This window comes from Rhizobium esperanzae (assembly GCF_014197615.1).
GTDB classification, from domain to species: domain Bacteria; phylum Pseudomonadota; class Alphaproteobacteria; order Rhizobiales; family Rhizobiaceae; genus Rhizobium; species Rhizobium esperanzae_A.
The window spans coordinates 91462-110608 of record NZ_JACIFY010000003.1 but is presented as its reverse complement, the minus strand read 5'-3'; the positions used below and the strand labels follow the sequence as shown (position 1 = coordinate 110608).

The following is a 19147-nucleotide window of genomic DNA, read 5'->3' as shown; positions in this document are numbered from 1 at the left end:
ACGGACAATAATGGGTTGGCACGATGCATTTTCGCTTAACATTGGCAGCCGCAGCCTTGGCTGCGACGAGTTTCATCGGCGCGGCGCATGCGGAAACCATTCGCGTCGCCATCGGAACGCAAGACACGACGATCAACACCGCCACCGGCGGCCTCCTGATCCGGGAACTCAACCTTCTCGAAAAATACCTGCCGCATGACGGCAAGTACAAGGACGCCACCTACGACATCCAGTGGAAGAATTTTACCAGTGGCGCGCCGATCACTAACGAGCAGATCGCCGGCAAACTCGATTTCGGGGTGATGGCGGACTTCCCCGGCTCCTTCAACGGCCTTGCGCATCTGAAGGCGGGACGCAGGAGCCTGTTCATCTCGGTCCTTTCCGGCAGCGTCAAGGGAAGCGGCAACGGCATCGTCGTGCCGACGGATTCCCCGATCCAGTCCATCTCCGAACTGAAAGGCAAGACGATTTCGGTTCCCTTCGCCTCGACCTCACACGGCCTGCTGTTGCGCGCCATCAAGGCTGAGGGCTGGGATCCCGAAAAGGACGTCAACATCATCGCCCAGGCGCCCGAAGTGGCCGGCGCCGCGCTCAAGTCCAACCAGATCGAGGCGCATGCCGACTTCGTGCCCTTTGCGGAGCTTTATCCCTGGCGCGGCTTCGCGCGGAAGATCTATGACGGCTCGCAGGCGAACGGCCCCACCTTCCACGGCGCGCTTGTTGATGCGGACTATGCCGAAAAATATCCGGAGATCGTCACTGCCTATCTGCGCGCCGCACTCGAAGCCGACCAGCTGATCGCCAAAGAGCCGGAAAAATACAGCGAGCTCATCGCCAAAGTGACAGGCGTCGAAGCGGAAGTGGACTATCTCTTTCATGGCCCGCTCGGTCTTCAGACCCGCGACCTCACATGGAAGCCGGAATACCGGCAGGCCGTCGGCACCGCGATCGAAACCCTGCAATACCTGAAGAAGGCCGATAGCGGGCTCGACGTCGACACATTCATCGACGATCGTTTCATCAAGGCCGCCTTCAAGGCCTCGGGTCTCGATTATGAGGCAAGCCTGAAGAATTACGATCAGCTTCCGCTCGACGCCAAGGACGCGGCAACCGGCGAGCCGATCAAGGATCCGAAGCGCGTCGCCGAGATCTGGGTCAAGGACGAGCCGCTCGTCCGCCATTACGCCACGGCGGAAAATGCCTTCAAGGCTTTGAAGGCGCTCGAAGGCGAAGGCAAGGCCATCCGCGTCTTCTATGCCCAGGATCGGGAAAGCGGCATCAAGCTGCTCGGCAACCAGGCCTGGTTCGTGCGCGGCGACAACGGCGAGGTCAGCGCCTTCCTGCTCAAGGAGAATGCCGAGGGCTGGGCCAAGGCGCATGGCGGCGCCGTGCTCGATTTCACCAGGGCCAAATCCTCCGTCGTGGCAAGCAACTGAGGCCGATAATGACGACGTGGACGCACCCTGATTACGGATCTTGGCTGCGCCGCGCGGGATCGATCGCCATCTGCCTGTTCCTGTGGCAGATGGCGTCCACCCTGCGGCTCGATCTCGGCCTTGTCACCTTCCAAAACGTGCCTTCGCCGGTGGAGGTGCTGGCCGCCGCCCTGGGGTTCCTCCAGTCGCCGAAACTGTTCGCGCATGTTTCCAGCAGTCTTGAAAGGGTGTTTGCCGGATACGCGATCGCCGCCGTCGCCGGCATCGCCTTCGGCCTGGTCATCGGCCGGTCGCGAAAAGTCGGCGATTTCCTGCTCGCGCCCCTCGAGCTCTTGCGGCCGATCCCGGCCGTCGCCTGGATCCCCCTTGCCGTGCTGATGTTTCCGTCGTCCGAATTGTCGATGATCTTCATCACCTTCACCGGCGCCTTGTTTCCGATCTTGCTCAATACGGTCCATGGGGTCGAAGGCGTCGATCCGCGCCTGATCGCCGCCGCACGCAGTCTCGGCAGCACCCGCCGCGCGATGCTGTTCGAAGTCATCCTTCCAGGGGCGGCGCCAAGCATCGTCACCGGCCTTGCCATCGGCATGGGCACGTCGTGGTTCTGCCTGGTCACCGCCGAAATGATCTCCGGGCAATTCGGCATCGGCTACTACACCTGGGAAGCCTATACCTTACAGAACTATCCCGAAATCATCGTCGGCATGGCAGTGATCGGCGTGCTCGGCATGGGCAGCAGCACCTTGCTGCGCACCCTGGGCAACGCCCTTATTCCCTGGCAGAAAAAGGAAACGGCACGATGAACAGCCACCAGCGCCTGGTGCGATCGGAAACCGGACGAATCCTCGCAGACTGCGTTTCCATCCGCCTCGGCAAGGGCAAGGCCGCTTTCGAAGCGGTGTCGGATGTCAGTTTCTCCGTCGCGCCCGGCGAGTTCGTCTGCCTGCTCGGCCCGTCCGGTTGCGGGAAATCGACGCTTCTCGGCGCGCTCGCCGGCCATATCGACATTGCCGGCGGCCGGCTGGATGTCGATGGCACTCAAGTGCGGGGACCACACCCCGAACGCGGCATCGTCTTTCAGCACCATACCCTGTTTCCCTGGAAGAGCGCGCGTGACAATGTTGCCTTCGGACCCAAGATGCGCGGCGTCGGAAAGGAACAGCGCCGGCGCGAGGCGCAGAGAATGCTCGATCTCGTCGGCCTGAACGGCTTTGCCGATCGCTATCCCGCCCAGCTTTCCGGCGGCATGCAGCAGCGGGTGGAAATCGCCCGCGTCCTCGTCAACCAGCCGCGGCTCTTGCTGATGGATGAGCCGTTCGGCGCGCTCGACGCCCTGACGCGACTGAAGATGCAGGAACTGCTGCTCGCCATATGGGAACAGTTCCGCAAAACCATCCTGTTCGTGACGCACGATATCGACGAGGCGCTCCTCTTGGCGGACCGGATCATCGTGATGAAGGCGCGGCCAGGCCGCATTCACGAGGAGATCACCGTCCCCTTCCCGCGACCGCGAGCGACCGATATCGTCGCGTCATCAGAGTTTTCACGGCTGAAACGTCACTGTCTCGCGCTGCTCCATGAAGAAGGCAGCGCCGACACCCTTCCCCGCCTGACACCGCTTGGGTTGGGCAGATCAGTCTGACCTTCCCGCCATGTTCGGCTCAAGGCGGTACTCTCAGGAAGCCAGCGACATCGATGGGCTGGCTGCCCTGCGGCCATCGGCGACAGCGGTCTGGAAGTGCGAGATTCTTTCATTCAGGACTTCCACCTGGTGGCGGAGCCGGTGAATTTCCGCGGTGTTCTCCTCCACCATGGCGGCATTGTGCTGGGTGATGTACTCGACGTCGCGCACGGCGTTGTTCACCTCATCGATACCCTTGTACTGCGTCGTCGTGGCCGACGAGATGACCTGCACCAGCCCGTTGATCGAGGTGAAGTGCTCCATGATCGCCGAAAGCGCCTCACCGGTCTCCTCGACGAGCTTGACCCCCGTGCCGACTTGCGATGCACTGTTGGAGATTAGCTCCTTGATCTCGCGGGCAGCCTTGGCGCAACGCTGCGCAAGTTCGCGAACCTCTTGCGCGACAACGGCAAAACCTCTGCCGGCCTCCCCCGCGCGCGCAGCTTCCACGCCGGCATTGAGCGCGAGAAGATTGGTCTGGAAGGCGATCTCGTCGATCACGCCGATGATGCTGCTGACCTTTTCGGACGACCGGTTGATGGCGCCCATGGCGTCGACGGCCTTGGCGACGACGGCTGCGGAATGCTCAGCCTGACGGTGTGCTTCGGCGACCGAACGCGACGTCTGGCTGGCATTTTCGGCTGTCGTGCGCACGCTGGCTGTGAGTTCGCCGAGCACGCGCGAACTGTCTTCGAGGGCCGCGGCCTGCTGCTCCGTGCGGCGGGCGAGATCGTCGGCAGCGCCTGAAAGATTGGTGCTGCCCTCGGCAATCTCATAGGTCGTGTTGCGAACCTCGGCGAGCGTCAGGCGCAGCGCGTCGATAGCGTGATTATAGGTGCGGGCCATGGCGACATATTCAGCGGCCAGATCCTCGCTCATCTCCGCGGCGAGATTGCCGTTGGCAAGCTTGCCGAGCATGTCCGATAGAGCGCTCAAAGCCTCGCTCTGTTCCGCCTCGATGCGCGCCTGCTCGGCTGCACGGCGAGCCTGCTCCTGTTCGTCCCGCGCCCTGTTTGCTTCGGCAAGCTCTTCCAGCCTGGTCTTCTCCAGCGCCTGGTCGCGGAAGACCGTCACCGATCGGATCATGTCGCCGATCTCGTCGCCGCGCTTGCCGTCGCCGATTGAGATGTCGAGATCGCCGTCGGCCAGTCTCATCATCGTCTGGGTGATCCGCTTCAGCGGTCCGCGCAGGGTTTCGATCAGCATGAGACCGCCGATGATCGCAAGCACCGTGCCCGCAATCATTGCCGCAAGCGACATTGTCGCCGAGCGCTGGCTGATTTCCTTGCCGCTCTCCTGCGCCGTGCTGACGAACTGTTCGAGCGTGTGGCTTGCGTCGGCCACCAGTGCGGTCGCCGCCTCCTTATTGGCGCGCCACCGGTCGGCGATCGATATCAGAAGCGAACTATCCTTTTCGATCGAGGCAAGCGACGGTTCGATCTTCTTGGCAAGATCCTGCAAGGCGGCGTTTTTCCCGCTCAAGGGTACGAGCTGGGCAGCGCTCTCGCGCAACGCCTTGAGATCGGCGAGAACAGCATCCCGCGCCTCGGCATCGACCCGCCTGTTCAATTCGCTTAAGTGCAGGCGCAGATCGTCAATCGATTTGAACGCGGTATTGACGATCGCCGCCATAGAGCGAAGCGTCGATATGCTTGCATCCATACCGACAAAACGCTCGATCGCAGTATCCGCATTCCCTGAGGCAAGCTTTCCGAACTTCTCCTCGAAACCCTGCAGGTCCTGGTCGACAGGAGCGTAGCCCTCGAGCGTCAGGTTGGCGCTGTCCTTGGCCATCGCGGCGAGCTTGTCCAATACCGGTTTCAGTGCGGCAACCTGGCTTTGGGCTTTGTCGGAGGCGAGTGCGGCGCTCCCGCCGACTTCCTTGACGAGCGGCGGCAGGAGGCTGCCGAGAGCGCCGGCGATATCGGCGGGCGCAGTTGCCTGCGCCGTCGCCTTGCGCAACTTTCCAATACGCTGCGCGAGATTCTTGTAAACGGAGGCATCGAGGAGCAGCGCCCGGACGAAGGCTTCTTTTCCGTTTGCCTGATCCTGGAGAACGTCAAGCTGCTTGCGGGCGGTCTGGCTTTCCTTGAACAGCAGGGTCACGGCATCGTCGATCGCCTTTTCGGTATTGGCGCGCTCCTGCGACACAGCCCAAAGCGCATCGGCGCCGCTCTGCATCTTCGCCCCGAGTTCGCGCACCACGGCGATCTGCTGCTTTTGGGCGGGATCGATCAGCATCGCATCGAGCGTCGTAGCCCCCTTCTCCTGATCAGAGATGCTGGCAACCAGCCGATCGCGCGTGGCGGCCGCCGGAAGATCGGTAAAGGCCGTCAGCGAAGACCGCAGTTGCTGGAAACTGGAAAGGGCATCGATCGTCTGCCGCGTCAGCGTCATCTGGCCTTTGAGCGTACCCGCGGTGAAATAGCCGAATAGCCCGATACCGGCGATGAGAACGATCAGCGGCACCAGGAAGAAGAGGACCTTCGTCACGATCCGCATGCGCTGCAACAGTCGGTCAATCAATGCCATAAGAACCCCGCCCCCAGGAATGGTCACGCCTTATGGCGCGAAGATAGCCGCAACTGCTAAAAAAATGGTCAATGGTGTCGAGTTTATTCAGTGTCGCTGGAAGCGTGATCGAGGCACCGCATTTTCTGCATCTTCAGGCTACCAATAAAGCTCGCTCTTTGCTCGGCGCTATCCTCGGCCTTGTGCCGAGGATCTGCTGCCCTATCGAACGGAGGCAGATGCTCGGCACAGGCCGAGCATGACGATGGAGAGGTTGGCAGCCTGGATCAGTGGCCTGGAGGGCGCATTTCCGCGCCCTCGTCCTGTCTGGCTCAGCCGATCGCCATCAGGCTCGCGTTGCCGCCGGCTGCCGCGGTGTTGATCGATGTCGACACCTCCTCCAGCAGCCAGTTCAGGCAATAGGCCTCGGGATCGCTCGCCAACTCCTCGCTCGTCGCGGCCTGGACCAGCAGAAGCGGACCGGGCAGAGCGGCGATCTTCCGATTGACAAGCAGAACCCTGTCGCGATCCCCTTCGACGAGTGCGCCCGAGAACGGCCCGTCCTTTTCCCAATCCGACGTCCAGGAAACCCGGCTGGCGACAGCCGCCGGCAGATCCGCCAAGGTCGATTTCGGCAGGGAGCCGGCGTCCACGACGATGTGGTTGCCCGTGGACAACGCTGCGGCGATCTGGCGATGGAGCCCGCTTTCGGTATCAGGCACCGCAAGAATGCGACCGCGGGGATGGAGCGCGTAGAGATTGCGCTCGCCGACCGGACCGGTGAGTTCGCGTTCGAGCCCGAGCGCCGAGCGGCTCGCATATCCGCGCGCCGCTTCCCCTTCACCCGGCAAGCCCTTCTTGTCGAGCCAGACAATATAGTCGCGAAGGGCGAGGTCCGTATGAATGGAATCCTGCTGCGGCGGCACGGGAGCCCGCTGTACCAGCCGGCCGATATAGAGCGGACCACCGGCCTTCGGACCGGTGCCCGACAGGCCGCGGCCGCCGAAAGGCTGCACGCCGACGACAGCGCCGATGATGTTGCGGTTGACGTAGAGATTGCCGGCCTTGATGCGGCTCGTCACATGGGCGATCGTTTCGTCAAGCCGCGTGTGAAGCCCGAATGTCAGGCCGTAGCCCGATGCATTGATGTCGTCGATCAGCCGGTCGAGGCCGTTCCGCTTGAAGCGCACGACATGCAGAACCGGCCCGAAGATCTCCCTGGTCAGGTCCGACAGCGACTTGATCTCGATGATCGTCGGCGGAACGAAGGTGCCCGCCGCAGCACTTTCGGGCAGCGGCAACTGATCGACCTTGCGGCCGCGGCCGCGCATCTGCTCGATATGCTGGTCGATCTCGGCCTTTGCGCCATCATTGATGACAGGACCGACATCTATGCTCAGCCGGTCGGTGCGACCGATCGTCAGCTCGCGGAAGGCGCCCTTCAGCATGTTGAGGGTCCGGTCGGCCACATCGTCCTGCAGGCAGAGAACGCGCAGCGCCGAGCACCGCTGGCCGGCGCTGTCGAAAGCCGAGGCAATGACGTCGGCGACGACCTGCTCGGCCAGGGCCGAGGAGTCGACGATCATGCCGTTCTGGCCGCCGGTTTCGGCAATCAGCGGGATCGGTTTGCCGGTGGAAGAAAGCCGTTCGGCCAGTTGGGCCTGGATCATGCGGGCAACTTCGGTCGAGCCGGTAAACATGACGCCTGCTGTTTCCTCAGCGCCCACCATGCCGGCGCCGAGCCGGCCGCTGCCGGGCACGAACTGCAAGGCACCCACAGGCACGCCCGCCTCATGGAGGATCTTGACGCTCTCCGAGGCGATGATCGGCGTGACGCCGGCAGGTTTGGCAAGCACGGGATTGCCAGCCACCAGTGCAGCGGCAACCTGCCCGGTGAAAATCGCCAGCGGGAAATTCCACGGGCTGATGCAGACGATCGGGCCGAGGGCCGCATGAGACGGCCCAAGCGTCTTGCGCGCCTGTTCGGCGTAATAACGCAGGAAGTCGATCGCTTCACGCACCTCGCCGACGGCATTGGCCGCCGATTTGCCGGCCTCGCGCATGATGATGCCCATCAGCGTCTTGATGCGGGCCTGCATGATGTCGGCCGCCCGCTCCAGGCAGGCCGCACGCTCGGCCGGCGGCACCGCCGCCCATTGCGGGGCATGCTCGGCCGCCATCGCGACGATCCGGGCGGCGTCTTCGACCTTCAGTTCGGTGACCGTGCCGACGACATCGCGGTGATCGGCAGGATTGAGGACGTCACGGGTCACCCCGTCCGTCGAGCCATCGGCCAGGATCGGCAGCGCATGCCATGGGCTTGCGGCCGAGGCGGCGAGCACCTGCGCCAGATCGGAAAGGGTCGCCTCGTTCGACAGGTCGAGACCGTCGGAATTGGCGCGGGCGCTGCCGTAAAGCGCTTTCGGCGAGGCGATCTGCGCGTGGGGAGCGCCGACGACAGGCATGGCGGCGACGGTTTCGGCAGGATCGGCGATCAGCGCCTCGACCGAGACGTTCGGATCAGAGATGCGGTGCACGAAGGAGGAATTGGCGCCGTTTTCCAGAAGGCGGCGGACGAGATAGGCGAGCAGCGTCTCATGCGTTCCCACAGGCGCATAGATTCGGCACGGCCGATCAAGCTTTTCCTTGCCGACGACTTCATCATAGAGAGGTTCGCCCATGCCGTGCAGGCACTGGAATTCGTATTTGCCGACGGCGAAATCGGGACCGGCAAGGTGATAGATCGTAGCCAGCGTCTGCGCATTGTGGCTGGCAAACTGCGGAAAGACGGCATCGGGTGCGTTAAGAAGCTTGCGCGCGCAGGCGATATAGGCGACGTCGGTGTAGATCTTGCGGGTATAGACCGGATAGTCGTCGAGACCATCGAGCTGAGCGCGCTTGATCTCCGCATCCCAATAGGCGCCCTTGACCAGACGCACCATGACGCGGCGTCCGGAGCGCCGTGCGAGATCGATCACATAGTCGAGCACGAAGGGGCAACGCTTGCCATAGGCCTGCACGACGAAGCCCAGGCCATTCCAGCCTGCAAGATCCGGGGCAAAGCAAAGTTCTTCGAGCAGATCGAGCGAAAGCTCCAGCCTGTCGGCCTCCTCGGCATCGATGTTGAGGCCGATATCGTAGGACTTGGCGAGAACCGCCAGCGCCTTGACTTTCGGCAGCAGCTCGCCCATCACCCGGCCGGCCTGCGCCCTCGCGTAACGGGGATGCAAAGCCGAAAGCTTGATCGAAATGCCGGGGCCATCATAGATGCCGCGCCCATCCGACGCCTTGCCGATGGCGTGGATCGCCTTTTCATAATCCTTGAAATAACGTTCGGCGTCGGCGGCCGTTGTCGCTGCCTCGCCCAGCATGTCGTAGGAATAGCGGAAACCGCGCGCTTCGAGCGGCCGGGCGCGCTTCAGCGCCTCCTCGATCGTTTCGCCGGTGACGAACTGCTCGCCCATCATGCGCATCGCCATATCGACGCCGCGACGGATGACCGGCTCGCCGGCGCGCGCGATCAGCCGCGTCAGCGCCGCCGACAGGCTGCGGTCGTTAACCGTCGAGGTGAGTTTACCGGTGACGACGAGGCCCCAGGTGGCGGCATTGACGAACATGGATTTGCCGCCGCCGATATGCGAGGTCCAGTTGCCCTCGGCGATCTTGTCGCGGATCAGCGCGTCGCGGGTGTCCGTATCTGGAATGCGCAGCAGCGCTTCGGCAAGGCACATCAGCGCGACGCCTTCCTGGCTGGAAAGCGAATATTCCTGCACCAGCCCTTCGACGCCGGTGCCCTTATGCTTGGCGCGCAGCGCCTCGATCAGCGTGCGGGCGGTGCTGCGGATGTCATAGCGCTTGGCCTCGGAAACGCGTGCTGCTGCGACGAGCGGCGGCAGGCATTCGGTTTCCGGGCGGCGATAGGCGGCCGTGATTGCCTGGCGAAGCTCGGATTGCGGCCGGATCGGCGGCGCGAAGGCGGCGAATGGCGCGCCCTCGGCGGGATCATTGGAGGAGGCGGGGTCGATCGCTGCGTTCAACATGGGAGTCCCTGTTCAATCAAAATCTGTTTAGCGGATAAATGGAACACCGGGCTCGTCATCCCAGAGGGCATCATCCAGAAAAGCGGGACCGGAATATTCCGTCTCGCGAAGCGGGCGCGCATCCGGCTTGTCGCGCTTGACGGTGAACGCGGCCGCGACCGCTCTTATCGCCACCGGCCGGTAGTGAACGAGCAAGTCGGGTTTCCGATCGTCATCCGCTTGTTTCTGCTGCATCCGTGATCCCCCTTTTTGGTGCGGCGCCGCTGCCGATCCCGGCAATGCGCCAGGCGCTCGTACCTTCTTCCCATTACCGCCGCAGAATGTACCACAGCCATAAATCGCGATCTCACTTGATTTTAGCGGTTTTCAAGCTGTATGAACTTTTAAAGAGATCAACGAGAGTTCAAATGGCTAACGAAACCGACGTCTTTAGTGAATTGGACCAATTCGACAGAAAGATCCTCGCGGCGCTCGCCGAGGACGGCAGACTGTCGATCACCGATCTTGCCGCGCGCGTCGGGCTTTCGAAGACGCCCTGCCAGCTCCGCTTCAAGCGACTGATCAACGACGGCTATATCGAAGGCTTCAAGGCCGTCCTCAATCCTGCGAAAATGCAGCTCGACCATATCGCCTTCGTCGAGGTGAAACTCTCCGATACCCGCGAGGCCGCGTTGAAAAGCTTCAATGAGGCCATCAAGAAAATCAGGGAAGTCGAAGAATGCCATATGATCGCCGGCAGGTTCGACTATCTCCTGAAGATCCGCACCCGCGATATCGGCCGCTACCGCCGCGTTCTCGGCGAACGCATCTCGACGCTGCCGCATGTTGCCAACACCTCGACCAACGTCGCGATGGAGACGATCAAGGAAGGCTGGGACAAGTTCGGCTCGAGCCTTTCGTGATCATTGACCCTGCGGCTACATTGCCGCATTGAGCTTTCGGCTCGGGAGCATTATCAACGTTTCACGCCGGATGGCGGGGGAACCATGCAAAGTCGTTCGGACATGATCGGGAAGTGGCTGGTGCGCATTCTATGCGCCATCGCACTCGTGTCTGTCGGATTTGCTCACCAGGCCCCGGCGATCGCGGCCGACCCCGTCGACCTTGCCGAATATGTGCTTCCGGACGGGACGCTGCCTACGCTTTGCGTTACGGTCTCCGACGACGAAGGCAAGACGGGCACCGATCACAGGCTCCACAATCACGGCTGCGAAGCCTGCCGGATCAGTGCTTCCACCCTCCTGCCGCCGCCCGCAGACATCGCCGGGAAGGCTGTCGCATTTTCCGTTCGGGTGGATTTTCCGATCCGCATCGAAGCCTTCCACCGGCACATTTACCCGCCCAATACCGGCCCCAGAGCTCCTCCTACCGATCCGATCCTGACCTGAACCAGCGCATCAGCCCTGCTGAGGCGCGCGCTTTGTTATCGGCCGCGCCTTTTCCAGCGGCCACGGATTCGGAAATTTCATCATGTCGACCATCACTTCCGCCGCTCCGGCGGAAAACGCCGTAGCCGGCGTCTCGCTTTACCGCGCCATCTGGCGCTGGCACTTCTTCGCCGGACTGCTCGTCATCCCCTTCATGCTGAATCTGGCGATCACCGGTTCACTCTATCTCTTCAAGAACGAGATCAACGAAAGCGTCTTCGCCTATCGCTATGGCGTCGTCGCTTCGGGCCAGCCACTGGCGCCGGAAAAGCTGGCGGAGATCGCGACAGCCGCCGTCCCCGGCGCTGCTGTCACCTCCTACAAGGATCCGGCAACGCCTGAGCGCTCGGCCATCGTCACGATGTCAGGCCATGCCGGCTCCACGCTGGTCTTCATCGATCCCTATAAGGGCAAGGTGCTCGATACGGTCGGCTCGACCGAAGAGTTCAACTACGTCGTCAAGCGCATCCATAGTCTTGCTTTGTTTGGGGGCCTTCCAAACAAGCTGATCGAGATTGCCGGCGGATTCGCCATGGTGCTTGTCGTGACCGGCATCTATCTCTGGTGGCCGCGCCGCCAGACGGGCGGCATCGTCACCGTCCGTGGCACACCGGCCCGACGCGTCTTCTGGCGCGATCTGCATGCCGTGACCGGTGCCTTCGCCGGCCTCCTGATCTTCTTCCTGGCGATCACCGGCATGCCGTGGTCGGGCTATTGGGGTTCGAACGTGCAGGCATGGCTCGGAAGCCATGGCCTGGGCTATCCCACGCAACTCTGGGACGATGTGCCGAAATCTGAGAAAGTTACCCAGGACATCCTGCCTTCAGTCGGCTGGACGGTCGAGCAGGCTCCGGTCCCGCTCTCCGACATTGTCTCTGCCCGATCGAAGAAGCCGATAGGCCTGAACAAGGCCGTCGAAATCGCAAAGGCTGCCGGTCTGACGCCGGGTTTCGACCTTGCCATGCCTTCCGGTGAAACCGGCGTCTATTCGGCGGCGATCTATCCCGATGATCTCGCCAAGGAACGGACCATCCACATCGATCAGTATTCCGGCAAGCCGCTCGTCGATATCTCCTACGGCCAGTATCCGGTTTTCGGAAAAGCCATCGAGTGGGGCATCAACGTCCACCAGGGGCGCGAATTCGGCCGCGCCAATCAATTCCTGATGCTTGCCACCTGCCTGGCGATCATTCTTTCCTGCGCGACCGGCCTCGTCATGTGGTGGAAGCGACGCCCGTCCGGACGTGTGGGGGTTCCACCGCTGCCGCCGCGGCGATCGGTTTATTTCGGCCTATGGGTCATCGCGGCCGTCTTCGCCCTGGCCTTTCCGCTGACCGGTCTCGCCATCCTGCTGATGATCGCGGTCGACCAGGCCATCATTCGCACGATCCCGCCGCTTCGGCGTGCCTTCGCTTGAGGATGTGCCGATAAAGACGATCCGCACCCGCCCTCCGACGAAACTTTGACAAACGACCGCTCCCACTGGCAACTTCAAAGGAAATAAGTGAGATGACCATGTCAAAACTCGCCCGCATCGCTTCCATCGCACTGATCTTGACGGCCGCGACCGCCAGCCAGGCCCTGGCTCACGCCCACCTGAAAACTTCGAGCCCGGCTGAGAAGGCGTCCGTCGTCTCTCCCGGCGAACTCGACCTGACTTTCACGGAAGAACTCGATCTCAAGTTCAGCGGCGTGAAGCTCACAGACCTGGGCAAGAAGGACATCGAGCTTGGCGAAGCCGGGCTGAAGGACGATGGCAAGGTTCTGACGGTTCCGGTTTCCGCAACGCTGGCACCAGGCGACTACACCGTCGACTGGCATGTTCTTTCGACCGACGGTCACAAGACCAGCGGCAGCTATACCTTCACCGTCAAGCCGTGATCACGCCCGAGACGGCCTATATCGCTTGCCGCTTTTTCCTGGACATCGCTGCCCTGTATCTGTGGGGCAGCTCCGCATATCTGTGGCTGCTCGTTCCCGCTTCCCTTTCCGGGAATATCTGGACACGGCAATATTGGTTTCGAGCCCTTGCCGTCGGCTGCATCATGGCCGCCACAGTCCTTGCCCTCCCCTTCAGGTCCGCGATCCTCGGTGAAGACTGGGCGCAGGCATTTGATTTCAGTGCAATGCTGGATATTCTTTCCGGCACCACGATCGGCACGGCGTGGATGTGGCAGGCGGCGGGAGCCGCCTTGGTTTTTCTCGCATACATCGCGGCGCCCATGCGATTGCGGGCCGCTACCACGACGATCGCCGCGGGATTCCTGTTGGCCGGTCTTGCCGCGAGCGGCCATGCCGCCATGAACACCGGCTGGCTTCGCGCCCTGCATCGGGGCAACGATATCGTCCATGTCCTGGCGGGAGGCGCCTGGTTCGGGGCTCTGATCCCGGTCGCGTTGATTTTGCCGCTGCTGTCAGATCGCCAGGCCGGCCGCGACGCGGCGACGGCGCTCGTCCGTTTCTCCACGGCAGGCCACGTCGCAGTCGGCGCGGTTTTGATCTCCGGCATCGCCAACATGTTCCTGATCATCGGCGGTCTCCCGCTCGACTGGTCGGTTGCCTATCAGTTTCTGCTTTCCCTGAAGATCGTGCTCGTCCTGTCGATGATCGGACTGGCGATCCTCCACAGATATGTGCTCGTGCCCAAACTCTCACGGTCTCGTGGAGCTGTGACCGCACTCAGGATCGGAACCGTGATCGAAATCGTCCTGGCGCTTGCGGTCGTCGGTCTGGTGGCATGGTTCGGCACGCTGGAGCCGGTTGCTATGTAAGTCGCGGCTGCGGTTCCCAAGCGTTGCGACCACGGTGGCAATCGCCTCGAAGACAGTTCAGCCGTCTTTCGCTTTCCGGCCGCGTGTACCCGGCTTCACCGGCACGCTTTTCCCGTACTCGTTCCACCATGCCGTCAAGGCTTCCATCGTAGGCCCGAGGCCCCGCGCTTTTTGCGTGATCGCATATTCGACGCGCGGTGGAACCTCGGCAAAGACGGTGCGCGACACGAGACCGTCTGCCTCCAGCTCGCGCAATTGCGCCGTCAGCATATGTTGGGTGATGCCGGGAATAGCCTTTCTCAACTCACCGAACCGGTAGATTCTCTGATTGAGCAGCCACATGATTTCCAGCTTCCATTTGCCGGAAAGCAAGGCGAATGCGCGCCGCATCTCCTCATGCATATTGACGCCTTCTTCAGCCATGGTCTGCTTCTCCATACTAGCAGCAAGTATTTCATCCTACTTGCAAATATAAATCTTAGACGACATTTTCCATACATGCACGAGGGAGCGCAGTGAAACAGCGCTTCTGAATATCAACCGATAAAATCGACGAGAGGAATGTTGCTGCGCGGGCAGCGACAGGGACGAACTATGCTTGAATATTACGGATATTGGATCAGCACGGCACTTCTGTCGGCGCTCTATCTTACCTCGGCCTGCATCTACGTCATCAAGGGAGACTGGGTTCGACAGGCGCTGGGAGACCTCGGATACAAGGCTCCCTATCTCGTTCCGGTCATGATCGCCATCAAGGTTCTCGGTCCGGCCGCCATCCTTTCGCGCGTCAGCGTGCCCCTCAGCGATCTCGCCTATGCCGGCATTTTCTTTCATCTGCTGCTGTCCGGCCTTGCGCATATCGGTGTTCGAAAACCTGTCGGCGCTCTGCCGGCAGCAATCGGCATGGCGCTGCTTCTCACCTCATTCGTCACGCAGAATGATGCCCGTGGCGTGCCCTCCGCTCATATCCAGGCGGCAATGCGTTGACGTCCGGTAACCCAAGTCAGATCAAGGAGATAAAAATGGGTCGATTGAATGGAAAAGTTGCGATCGTCACCGGTGCCAGCCGCGGCATCGGCCGCGCTACCGCAAAGCTGTTTGCGGCCGAAGGCGCCAAGGTCGCCGTGCTTTCCCGGACGCCCGAAGGCGTCGAGCGCGTCGTCGCTGATATCGCCGGAACAGGTGGCGCCACGCTCGGTGTCGTCTGCGACGTTGGCGAGGCCGACCAGATCACCGCTGCGGTGGATAAGGTTGTCGCTGCCTACGGCCGCATCGACATCCTCGTGAACAATGCCTTCGATGGTTCGGCAGTCCTGTCCTCGGTCATCGACCTTTCGGTCGAGCAACTGCAACGGAACTTCGACACCGGGCCGATCGCGTATCTGCGCTTCATGCAGGCTTGCCATCCTCACCTCAGGGAGAGTGGAGAAGGCCGGATCATCAACTTCGGTTCGATGGCAGGCACCATCGGCCTGGCTGGTTACGGCCCTTACAACATGGCCAAGGAGGCCGTACGCGCCCTCACGCGCACCGCGGCGCGCGAATGGGGCACAGACAATATCACCGTGAACAATGTTCTGCCGATCGCCGACACATGGGGCGCCGTGGCAAAGGATGTCCCTGCGCCAACCAACGCGCTTGCCCGTTTCGGCTCGCCGGAAGACGACATCGCGCCGGTGGTCCTGTTCCTTGCCAGCAAGGATTCGCGGTTCATCACCGGCTACAGCCTCACTCCCGATGGCGGCGCCATCATCGACAGCGCTCGCTAACCGCCCTCGAAAAAGACCGATCAGCCAGGGGCGCGGCGGATTGCGCCCCGTTGCCCGATCGACCTCTCAATGGAACTTGCCTTCAACGCCGGTATCGGAAGGCTTCCACGAAGGTAGAGAAAGCGGGGGATGGATGGCGCCGACTGGGGTAATAGAGATGATAGCCCTGAAATGTCGGGCTCCAGTCTGCCAACACTTCCTGCAAGCGGCCGCTGTCGACATATGGTCGGACGAGGTCCCTCGGCACATAGGCCAGCCCGACGCCGTCAAGGGCGGCATGGATCGCTGGTTCTATGTTGCTCAGGGTGAGTTGCCCCTCGACGCGGACGCTGAATTCGCGACCGTCCTTTTCGAACTCCCAGGCATAGAGCCCGCCCGACGTTGGAAGCCGCAGGTTGATGCAATTGTGGTCCGTCAGATCGTGCGGGGTCGCAGGCGCGGAGCGGCCGGCAAAATATTCCGGTGACCCGACCACGGAATAGGAGACGTCGGGGCCGATGCGAACGGCCACCATGTCGCGGGCAATCGCTTCGCCAAGCCGTACGCCGGCGTCGAACTGGCGTTCGACGATATTGGTGAACCCGTTGTCGACGATGAGTTCCACTGTGATATCCGGGTAATCACGCAGAAATGCCGGCAACCTCGAACGAAAGACCAGTTCGACGGCGTCGTCGGGGCACACGATCCGGATTTCGCCCGAGGGCTTGTCACGCAATGCGCTGACGGCGCTGATGCCGGCGGCGATGCTTTCGAAATGGGGTTGAATGCTTTCCACAAGACGCTCTCCGGCCACCGTGGGCGCCACATCCCGCGTGGTGCGGGACAGCAGCCGGACGCCGAGCCTTGCTTCGAGCGCGCTGATCGTGTGGCTCAAGGCGGATCGCGTGACACCCAGCTTCGATGCCGCGCGCGTGAAACTCCGTTCTCGCGCCACCTCCAGAAACGCGCGCATTTCCGTGAACTCATCACGCCTCATTGTTGAATCTCCTGCATCACGGCATTCAGATTATAGCTTCTAGTCGCGCAAAACCAGCCAGGCTATCTCTGGGCAAGAGACAGGAGAGCATAGATGACAATCGAGCTGACATTGGATGAGACCCGGGCGACCGAGGGCGCGGCAACCCGGTGGGCCGCAGTGACCTGTCTGTCGCTTCTCACCTTCCTTCTGGTCGGGTTGGAATTTCTGCCGGTGAGCCTTCTGACCCCGATCGCCGGGGAACTCTCGGTGTCGGAAGGGCAGGCCGGATTGGCGATCACCGTGTCCGGGGTCTTCGCAGTTATCACCAGCCTTTTCGGCAATGCATTCCTGGGAAAAACCGACCGGAAGGCTGTCGTCTTGCTTTATACGGCGGTTCTCGTTGCATCGAGCCTGGCGGTTGCGCTGGCGCCGAACTTCCTGGTCTTTCTCGTCGGGCGGTCTTTGATCGGCATTTCGATCGGCGGTTTCTGGTCGCTGTCGACGGCTATTCTGGCACGCCTGGCGTCGAACCGTGATCTGCCCAAGGCGATTGCGCTGCTTCAGGGCGGCACCGCATTCGCGCTCGTCCTTGCCGCGCCGCTCGGCAGTTTCCTCGGCGGGTTGATCGGATGGCGCGGAACCTTCTTCGTCACCGTGCCCGTTGGAATTGCCGCGCTTGTCTGGCAACTGGCCGTCCTGCCGGCGATGCCCGCGACGGCCAACGTGTCGGTGGCTCGAATATTCGGCCTGCTTCGCAATCGTACCTTCGCGATCGGAATGGCGGCGACCGGTCTCGCCTTCATCGGCCAGAACGCATTGTCCATTTACCTTCGTCCGTTTCTCGAAAGCGTCACGGGACTGGAATTGAACCTTCTGTCCATGACGCTGCTCGGCCTTGGCGTCGGCGGCCTGGCTGGAACCTCCGTCATCGGCTTCGCCGCCCGGCGGCACCTCTTCCTCGTTCTCGTCGGATTGCCGGCGACGCTTGCGATCCTTGCCCTGCTGCTGATCGCTTTCGGGCCGTTTGCGGCAGTGACCGGCTCTCTGCTCGTCATGTGGGGATTTTTCTCGACCCCGATTCCGATCGCCTGGAATACATGGATGGCCGCCATCGTCCCCGGTGAACTGGAAGCGGCAGGCGGGCTGCAGGTGGCGCTGATCCAGCTCGCCATCGCCGGCGGCGCGTTTGCCGGCGGCATGTTGTTCGACGCTGCGGGATGGTGGAGCACCTTCCTGCTGGCCGCCGTCCTTCTTGCCGGCTCGGCTGTCCTTGCAGCCCTCGCCGGCCGCCGCGCCTGAAGCTTCCGGCGAGCGCATCTCGAGGCTGCCCCACATTGCCGATACGTCGACCAAAGTCGCGATGGAGCCGATCAATAAGGCTGGGACAAGTTCGGTTCGAGCCTTTCGTGAAGGCGATCCGCGGAATACAAAATGCAACGAACCGGGCGGCCACTTTGGTACCGTTGCCGGCTCCACGACATCCCCGATCACATTGACAGATATCCGGGGCGTTAGATTGCTGACGACCGAGGTGACCGTTGATGTTTGTGTCGGAAGCGTTTGCACTGAGTTCAGCCGTATGCATTGCGCTGAGTTCCATGTTCATAAGCGAGCTCAATGGCCGTGTGCCCTTGATGCGGCTCGCTCGCTGGCAGCTCACGGCGGGCTTCGTGATCACCGCGAGCGTGGCAACAATCGTCGGAGGCTGGGCCACTCTCGGGCTGTGGCAAATAGGGAATCTGGCCGCATCGGGCGTCTTTGGGATCGCTCTCGCCAGCACGACCTATTTTGCTGCGATCTATACGGCCGGACCGCGTCTCACGGCCCTGCTCTTTTCATTGACCTCCCCATTCGCGCTGATCATGGGATATTTCGCTTTCGGTGAGACGATCAGCGCCACCCAGGGTGCGGGTGTTGGATTGATCCTTGCCGGCATCGTTATCGCAATCGGCCTTCGCCGCCGCCGGCCACCCGCCATGATCCCTCTCTCGGACGCCGAACCTATCGAATCCATCCCGGCCAGCGGACCGCCGCCATCCCTGCTCGGCATATCGCTTGGCATCTTCACAGCCTTCGGTCAGGCTATGGGAAGCCTGCTTGCCCGTCCCGCCATGGCTTCAGGGGTCGAGCCTTTCGCAGCCATGGCGGTGCGATCCGGCCTGGCTGTTCTTTTCTTCTGGTCGTTACTGGCATTGCCGAAAATCCGGCGAGACGTAGCGGATTTCCGCAAAGCCGATTTCGGCATTGCCGTCATAGCGGCATTCTTCGGCACCGCGCTCGGCATGTCATTGTTGATGGCTGCGCTTAGCACGGGAAACGTCGGCATCGTTTCGACGCTCTCCTCCATGACACCCGTCGTCATCCTGCCGATGGTATGGCTGCGAAGCGGTCAAATGCCGCGCGTCCATGCCTGGTGCGGAGCAGGACTTGCCATCATCGGGACGGCTTTGATCAGCACCACATAAAACGAAATGACGGCTATCGGCTCGAAACGGCCAGGGATCATGCCTGCCCATCCTCTGCGTCTTGCTTTCGAAGCGATCACGGCGTCTGA

Annotated in this window: 17 protein-coding genes; 12 read left to right on the top strand and 5 right to left on the bottom strand. The window is 61.9% G+C overall.

The window, feature by feature from the left end:
• The first annotated feature begins 23 nt into the window (after positions 1 to 23).
• Genes GGD57_RS05350 through GGD57_RS05340 form a run of 3 tightly spaced genes read left to right on the top strand, consistent with a single transcriptional unit; the run spans position 24 to position 3078 of the window.
• Positions 24 to 1436 carry an ABC transporter substrate-binding protein gene (locus tag GGD57_RS05350; RefSeq protein ID WP_184467588.1) on the top strand — a complete coding sequence of 471 codons (1413 nt, stop codon included), beginning with the start codon at positions 24 to 26 and terminating at the stop codon, positions 1434 to 1436.
• Between the two features lie 8 nt (positions 1437 to 1444).
• Positions 1445 to 2239 (top strand): ABC transporter permease, encoded by a 795-nt coding sequence (locus GGD57_RS05345; protein WP_184467586.1) that lies wholly within the window; start codon positions 1445 to 1447, stop codon positions 2237 to 2239.
• Positions 2236 to 3078 (top strand): ABC transporter ATP-binding protein, encoded by an 843-nt coding sequence (locus GGD57_RS05340; RefSeq protein ID WP_184467584.1) that lies wholly within the window; start codon positions 2236 to 2238, stop codon positions 3076 to 3078. Before GGD57_RS05345 ends, GGD57_RS05340 begins: the two co-directional genes overlap by 4 nt.
• 33 nt (positions 3079 to 3111) lie before the next feature.
• On the opposite strand, the gene GGD57_RS05335 is transcribed toward GGD57_RS05340, so the two are convergent.
• From GGD57_RS05335 to GGD57_RS05325, 3 genes are all read right to left on the bottom strand, one after another.
• Positions 3112 to 5649: a methyl-accepting chemotaxis protein gene (locus GGD57_RS05335; protein WP_184467582.1), complete on the bottom strand. Its 2538-nt coding sequence runs from the start codon at positions 5647 to 5649 to the stop codon at positions 3112 to 3114.
• A 311-nt stretch (positions 5650 to 5960) separates the two neighbouring features.
• A complete protein-coding gene (gene putA, locus GGD57_RS05330; RefSeq protein WP_184467580.1) occupies positions 5961 to 9668 on the bottom strand; it encodes a trifunctional transcriptional regulator/proline dehydrogenase/L-glutamate gamma-semialdehyde dehydrogenase in 3708 nt (1235 codons plus the stop codon).
• A gap of 27 nt (positions 9669 to 9695) precedes the next feature.
• Positions 9696 to 9902 (bottom strand): hypothetical protein, encoded by a 207-nt coding sequence (locus GGD57_RS05325; RefSeq protein ID WP_184467578.1) that lies wholly within the window; start codon positions 9900 to 9902, stop codon positions 9696 to 9698.
• A gap of 173 nt (positions 9903 to 10075) precedes the next feature.
• Between GGD57_RS05325 and GGD57_RS05320 the strand changes: the two genes are divergently transcribed.
• From GGD57_RS05320 to copD, 5 genes are all read left to right on the top strand, one after another.
• Positions 10076 to 10570, top strand: a complete 495-nt coding sequence (locus tag GGD57_RS05320; RefSeq protein WP_184467576.1) for an Lrp/AsnC family transcriptional regulator — start codon at positions 10076 to 10078, stop codon at positions 10568 to 10570.
• A gap of 84 nt (positions 10571 to 10654) precedes the next feature.
• Entirely contained in the window at positions 10655 to 11056 is a 402-nt protein-coding gene (locus GGD57_RS05315) for a DUF2946 family protein (protein WP_184467574.1), read from the top strand.
• Positions 11057 to 11138: 82 nt separating this feature from the next.
• The gene (locus GGD57_RS05310; protein ID WP_184467573.1) at positions 11139 to 12512 is read left to right on the top strand and encodes a PepSY-associated TM helix domain-containing protein; all 1374 of its coding nucleotides are present in this window, start codon (positions 11139 to 11141) and stop codon (positions 12510 to 12512) included.
• A gap of 98 nt (positions 12513 to 12610) precedes the next feature.
• Complete coding sequence (copC, locus tag GGD57_RS05305; RefSeq protein WP_184468009.1) at positions 12611 to 12976, top strand: copper homeostasis periplasmic binding protein CopC; 366 nt, start codon at positions 12611 to 12613, stop codon at positions 12974 to 12976.
• Entirely contained in the window at positions 12973 to 13866 is an 894-nt protein-coding gene (gene copD / locus GGD57_RS05300; RefSeq protein WP_184467571.1) for a copper homeostasis membrane protein CopD, read from the top strand. The genes copC and copD overlap by 4 nt, the downstream gene beginning before the upstream one ends.
• A 57-nt stretch (positions 13867 to 13923) precedes the next feature.
• On the opposite strand, the gene GGD57_RS05295 is transcribed toward copD, so the two are convergent.
• The gene (locus GGD57_RS05295) at positions 13924 to 14304 is read right to left on the bottom strand and encodes a winged helix-turn-helix transcriptional regulator (protein WP_184467569.1); all 381 of its coding nucleotides are present in this window, start codon (positions 14302 to 14304) and stop codon (positions 13924 to 13926) included.
• A 156-nt stretch (positions 14305 to 14460) separates the two neighbouring features.
• On the opposite strand from GGD57_RS05295, the gene GGD57_RS05290 reads away from it, so the two are divergent.
• Positions 14461 to 14853, top strand: a complete 393-nt coding sequence (locus GGD57_RS05290; protein WP_184467567.1) for a DoxX family protein — start codon at positions 14461 to 14463, stop codon at positions 14851 to 14853.
• Between the two features lie 35 nt (positions 14854 to 14888).
• Complete coding sequence (locus GGD57_RS05285) at positions 14889 to 15635, top strand: SDR family NAD(P)-dependent oxidoreductase (RefSeq protein WP_184467565.1); 747 nt, start codon at positions 14889 to 14891, stop codon at positions 15633 to 15635.
• An 82-nt stretch (positions 15636 to 15717) separates the two neighbouring features.
• Here the strand turns inward: GGD57_RS05285 and GGD57_RS05280 are convergent, their stop codons facing one another.
• A complete protein-coding gene (locus tag GGD57_RS05280) occupies positions 15718 to 16611 on the bottom strand; it encodes a LysR family transcriptional regulator (RefSeq protein ID WP_184467563.1) in 894 nt (297 codons plus the stop codon).
• A gap of 93 nt (positions 16612 to 16704) precedes the next feature.
• On the opposite strand from GGD57_RS05280, the gene GGD57_RS05275 reads away from it, so the two are divergent.
• A complete protein-coding gene (locus GGD57_RS05275) occupies positions 16705 to 17892 on the top strand; it encodes an MFS transporter (RefSeq protein ID WP_184467561.1) in 1188 nt (395 codons plus the stop codon).
• A gap of 242 nt (positions 17893 to 18134) precedes the next feature.
• The gene (locus GGD57_RS05270; RefSeq protein ID WP_184467559.1) at positions 18135 to 19058 is read left to right on the top strand and encodes an EamA family transporter; all 924 of its coding nucleotides are present in this window, start codon (positions 18135 to 18137) and stop codon (positions 19056 to 19058) included.
• Positions 19059 to 19147: the final 89 nt, after the last annotated feature.

Coding starts and splice junctions, on each gene's coding strand:
- GGD57_RS05350 (WP_184467588.1), top strand. CDS start 24: ATGCATTTTCGCTTAACATTGGCAGCCGCAGCCTTGGCTGCGACGAGT.
- GGD57_RS05345 (WP_184467586.1), top strand. CDS start 1,445: ATGACGACGTGGACGCACCCTGATTACGGATCTTGGCTGCGCCGCGCG.
- GGD57_RS05340 (WP_184467584.1), top strand. CDS start 2,236: ATGAACAGCCACCAGCGCCTGGTGCGATCGGAAACCGGACGAATCCTC.
- GGD57_RS05335 (WP_184467582.1), bottom strand. CDS start 5,649: ATGGCATTGATTGACCGACTGTTGCAGCGCATGCGGATCGTGACGAAG.
- putA (WP_184467580.1), bottom strand. CDS start 9,668: ATGTTGAACGCAGCGATCGACCCCGCCTCCTCCAATGATCCCGCCGAG.
- GGD57_RS05325 (WP_184467578.1), bottom strand. CDS start 9,902: ATGCAGCAGAAACAAGCGGATGACGATCGGAAACCCGACTTGCTCGTT.
- GGD57_RS05320 (WP_184467576.1), top strand. CDS start 10,076: ATGGCTAACGAAACCGACGTCTTTAGTGAATTGGACCAATTCGACAGA.
- GGD57_RS05315 (WP_184467574.1), top strand. CDS start 10,655: ATGCAAAGTCGTTCGGACATGATCGGGAAGTGGCTGGTGCGCATTCTA.
- GGD57_RS05310 (WP_184467573.1), top strand. CDS start 11,139: ATGTCGACCATCACTTCCGCCGCTCCGGCGGAAAACGCCGTAGCCGGC.
- copC (WP_184468009.1), top strand. CDS start 12,611: ATGTCAAAACTCGCCCGCATCGCTTCCATCGCACTGATCTTGACGGCC.
- GGD57_RS05295 (WP_184467569.1), bottom strand. CDS start 14,304: ATGGAGAAGCAGACCATGGCTGAAGAAGGCGTCAATATGCATGAGGAG.
- GGD57_RS05290 (WP_184467567.1), top strand. CDS start 14,461: ATGCTTGAATATTACGGATATTGGATCAGCACGGCACTTCTGTCGGCG.
- GGD57_RS05285 (WP_184467565.1), top strand. CDS start 14,889: ATGGGTCGATTGAATGGAAAAGTTGCGATCGTCACCGGTGCCAGCCGC.
- GGD57_RS05280 (WP_184467563.1), bottom strand. CDS start 16,611: ATGAGGCGTGATGAGTTCACGGAAATGCGCGCGTTTCTGGAGGTGGCG.
- GGD57_RS05275 (WP_184467561.1), top strand. CDS start 16,705: ATGACAATCGAGCTGACATTGGATGAGACCCGGGCGACCGAGGGCGCG.
- GGD57_RS05270 (WP_184467559.1), top strand. CDS start 18,135: ATGTTTGTGTCGGAAGCGTTTGCACTGAGTTCAGCCGTATGCATTGCG.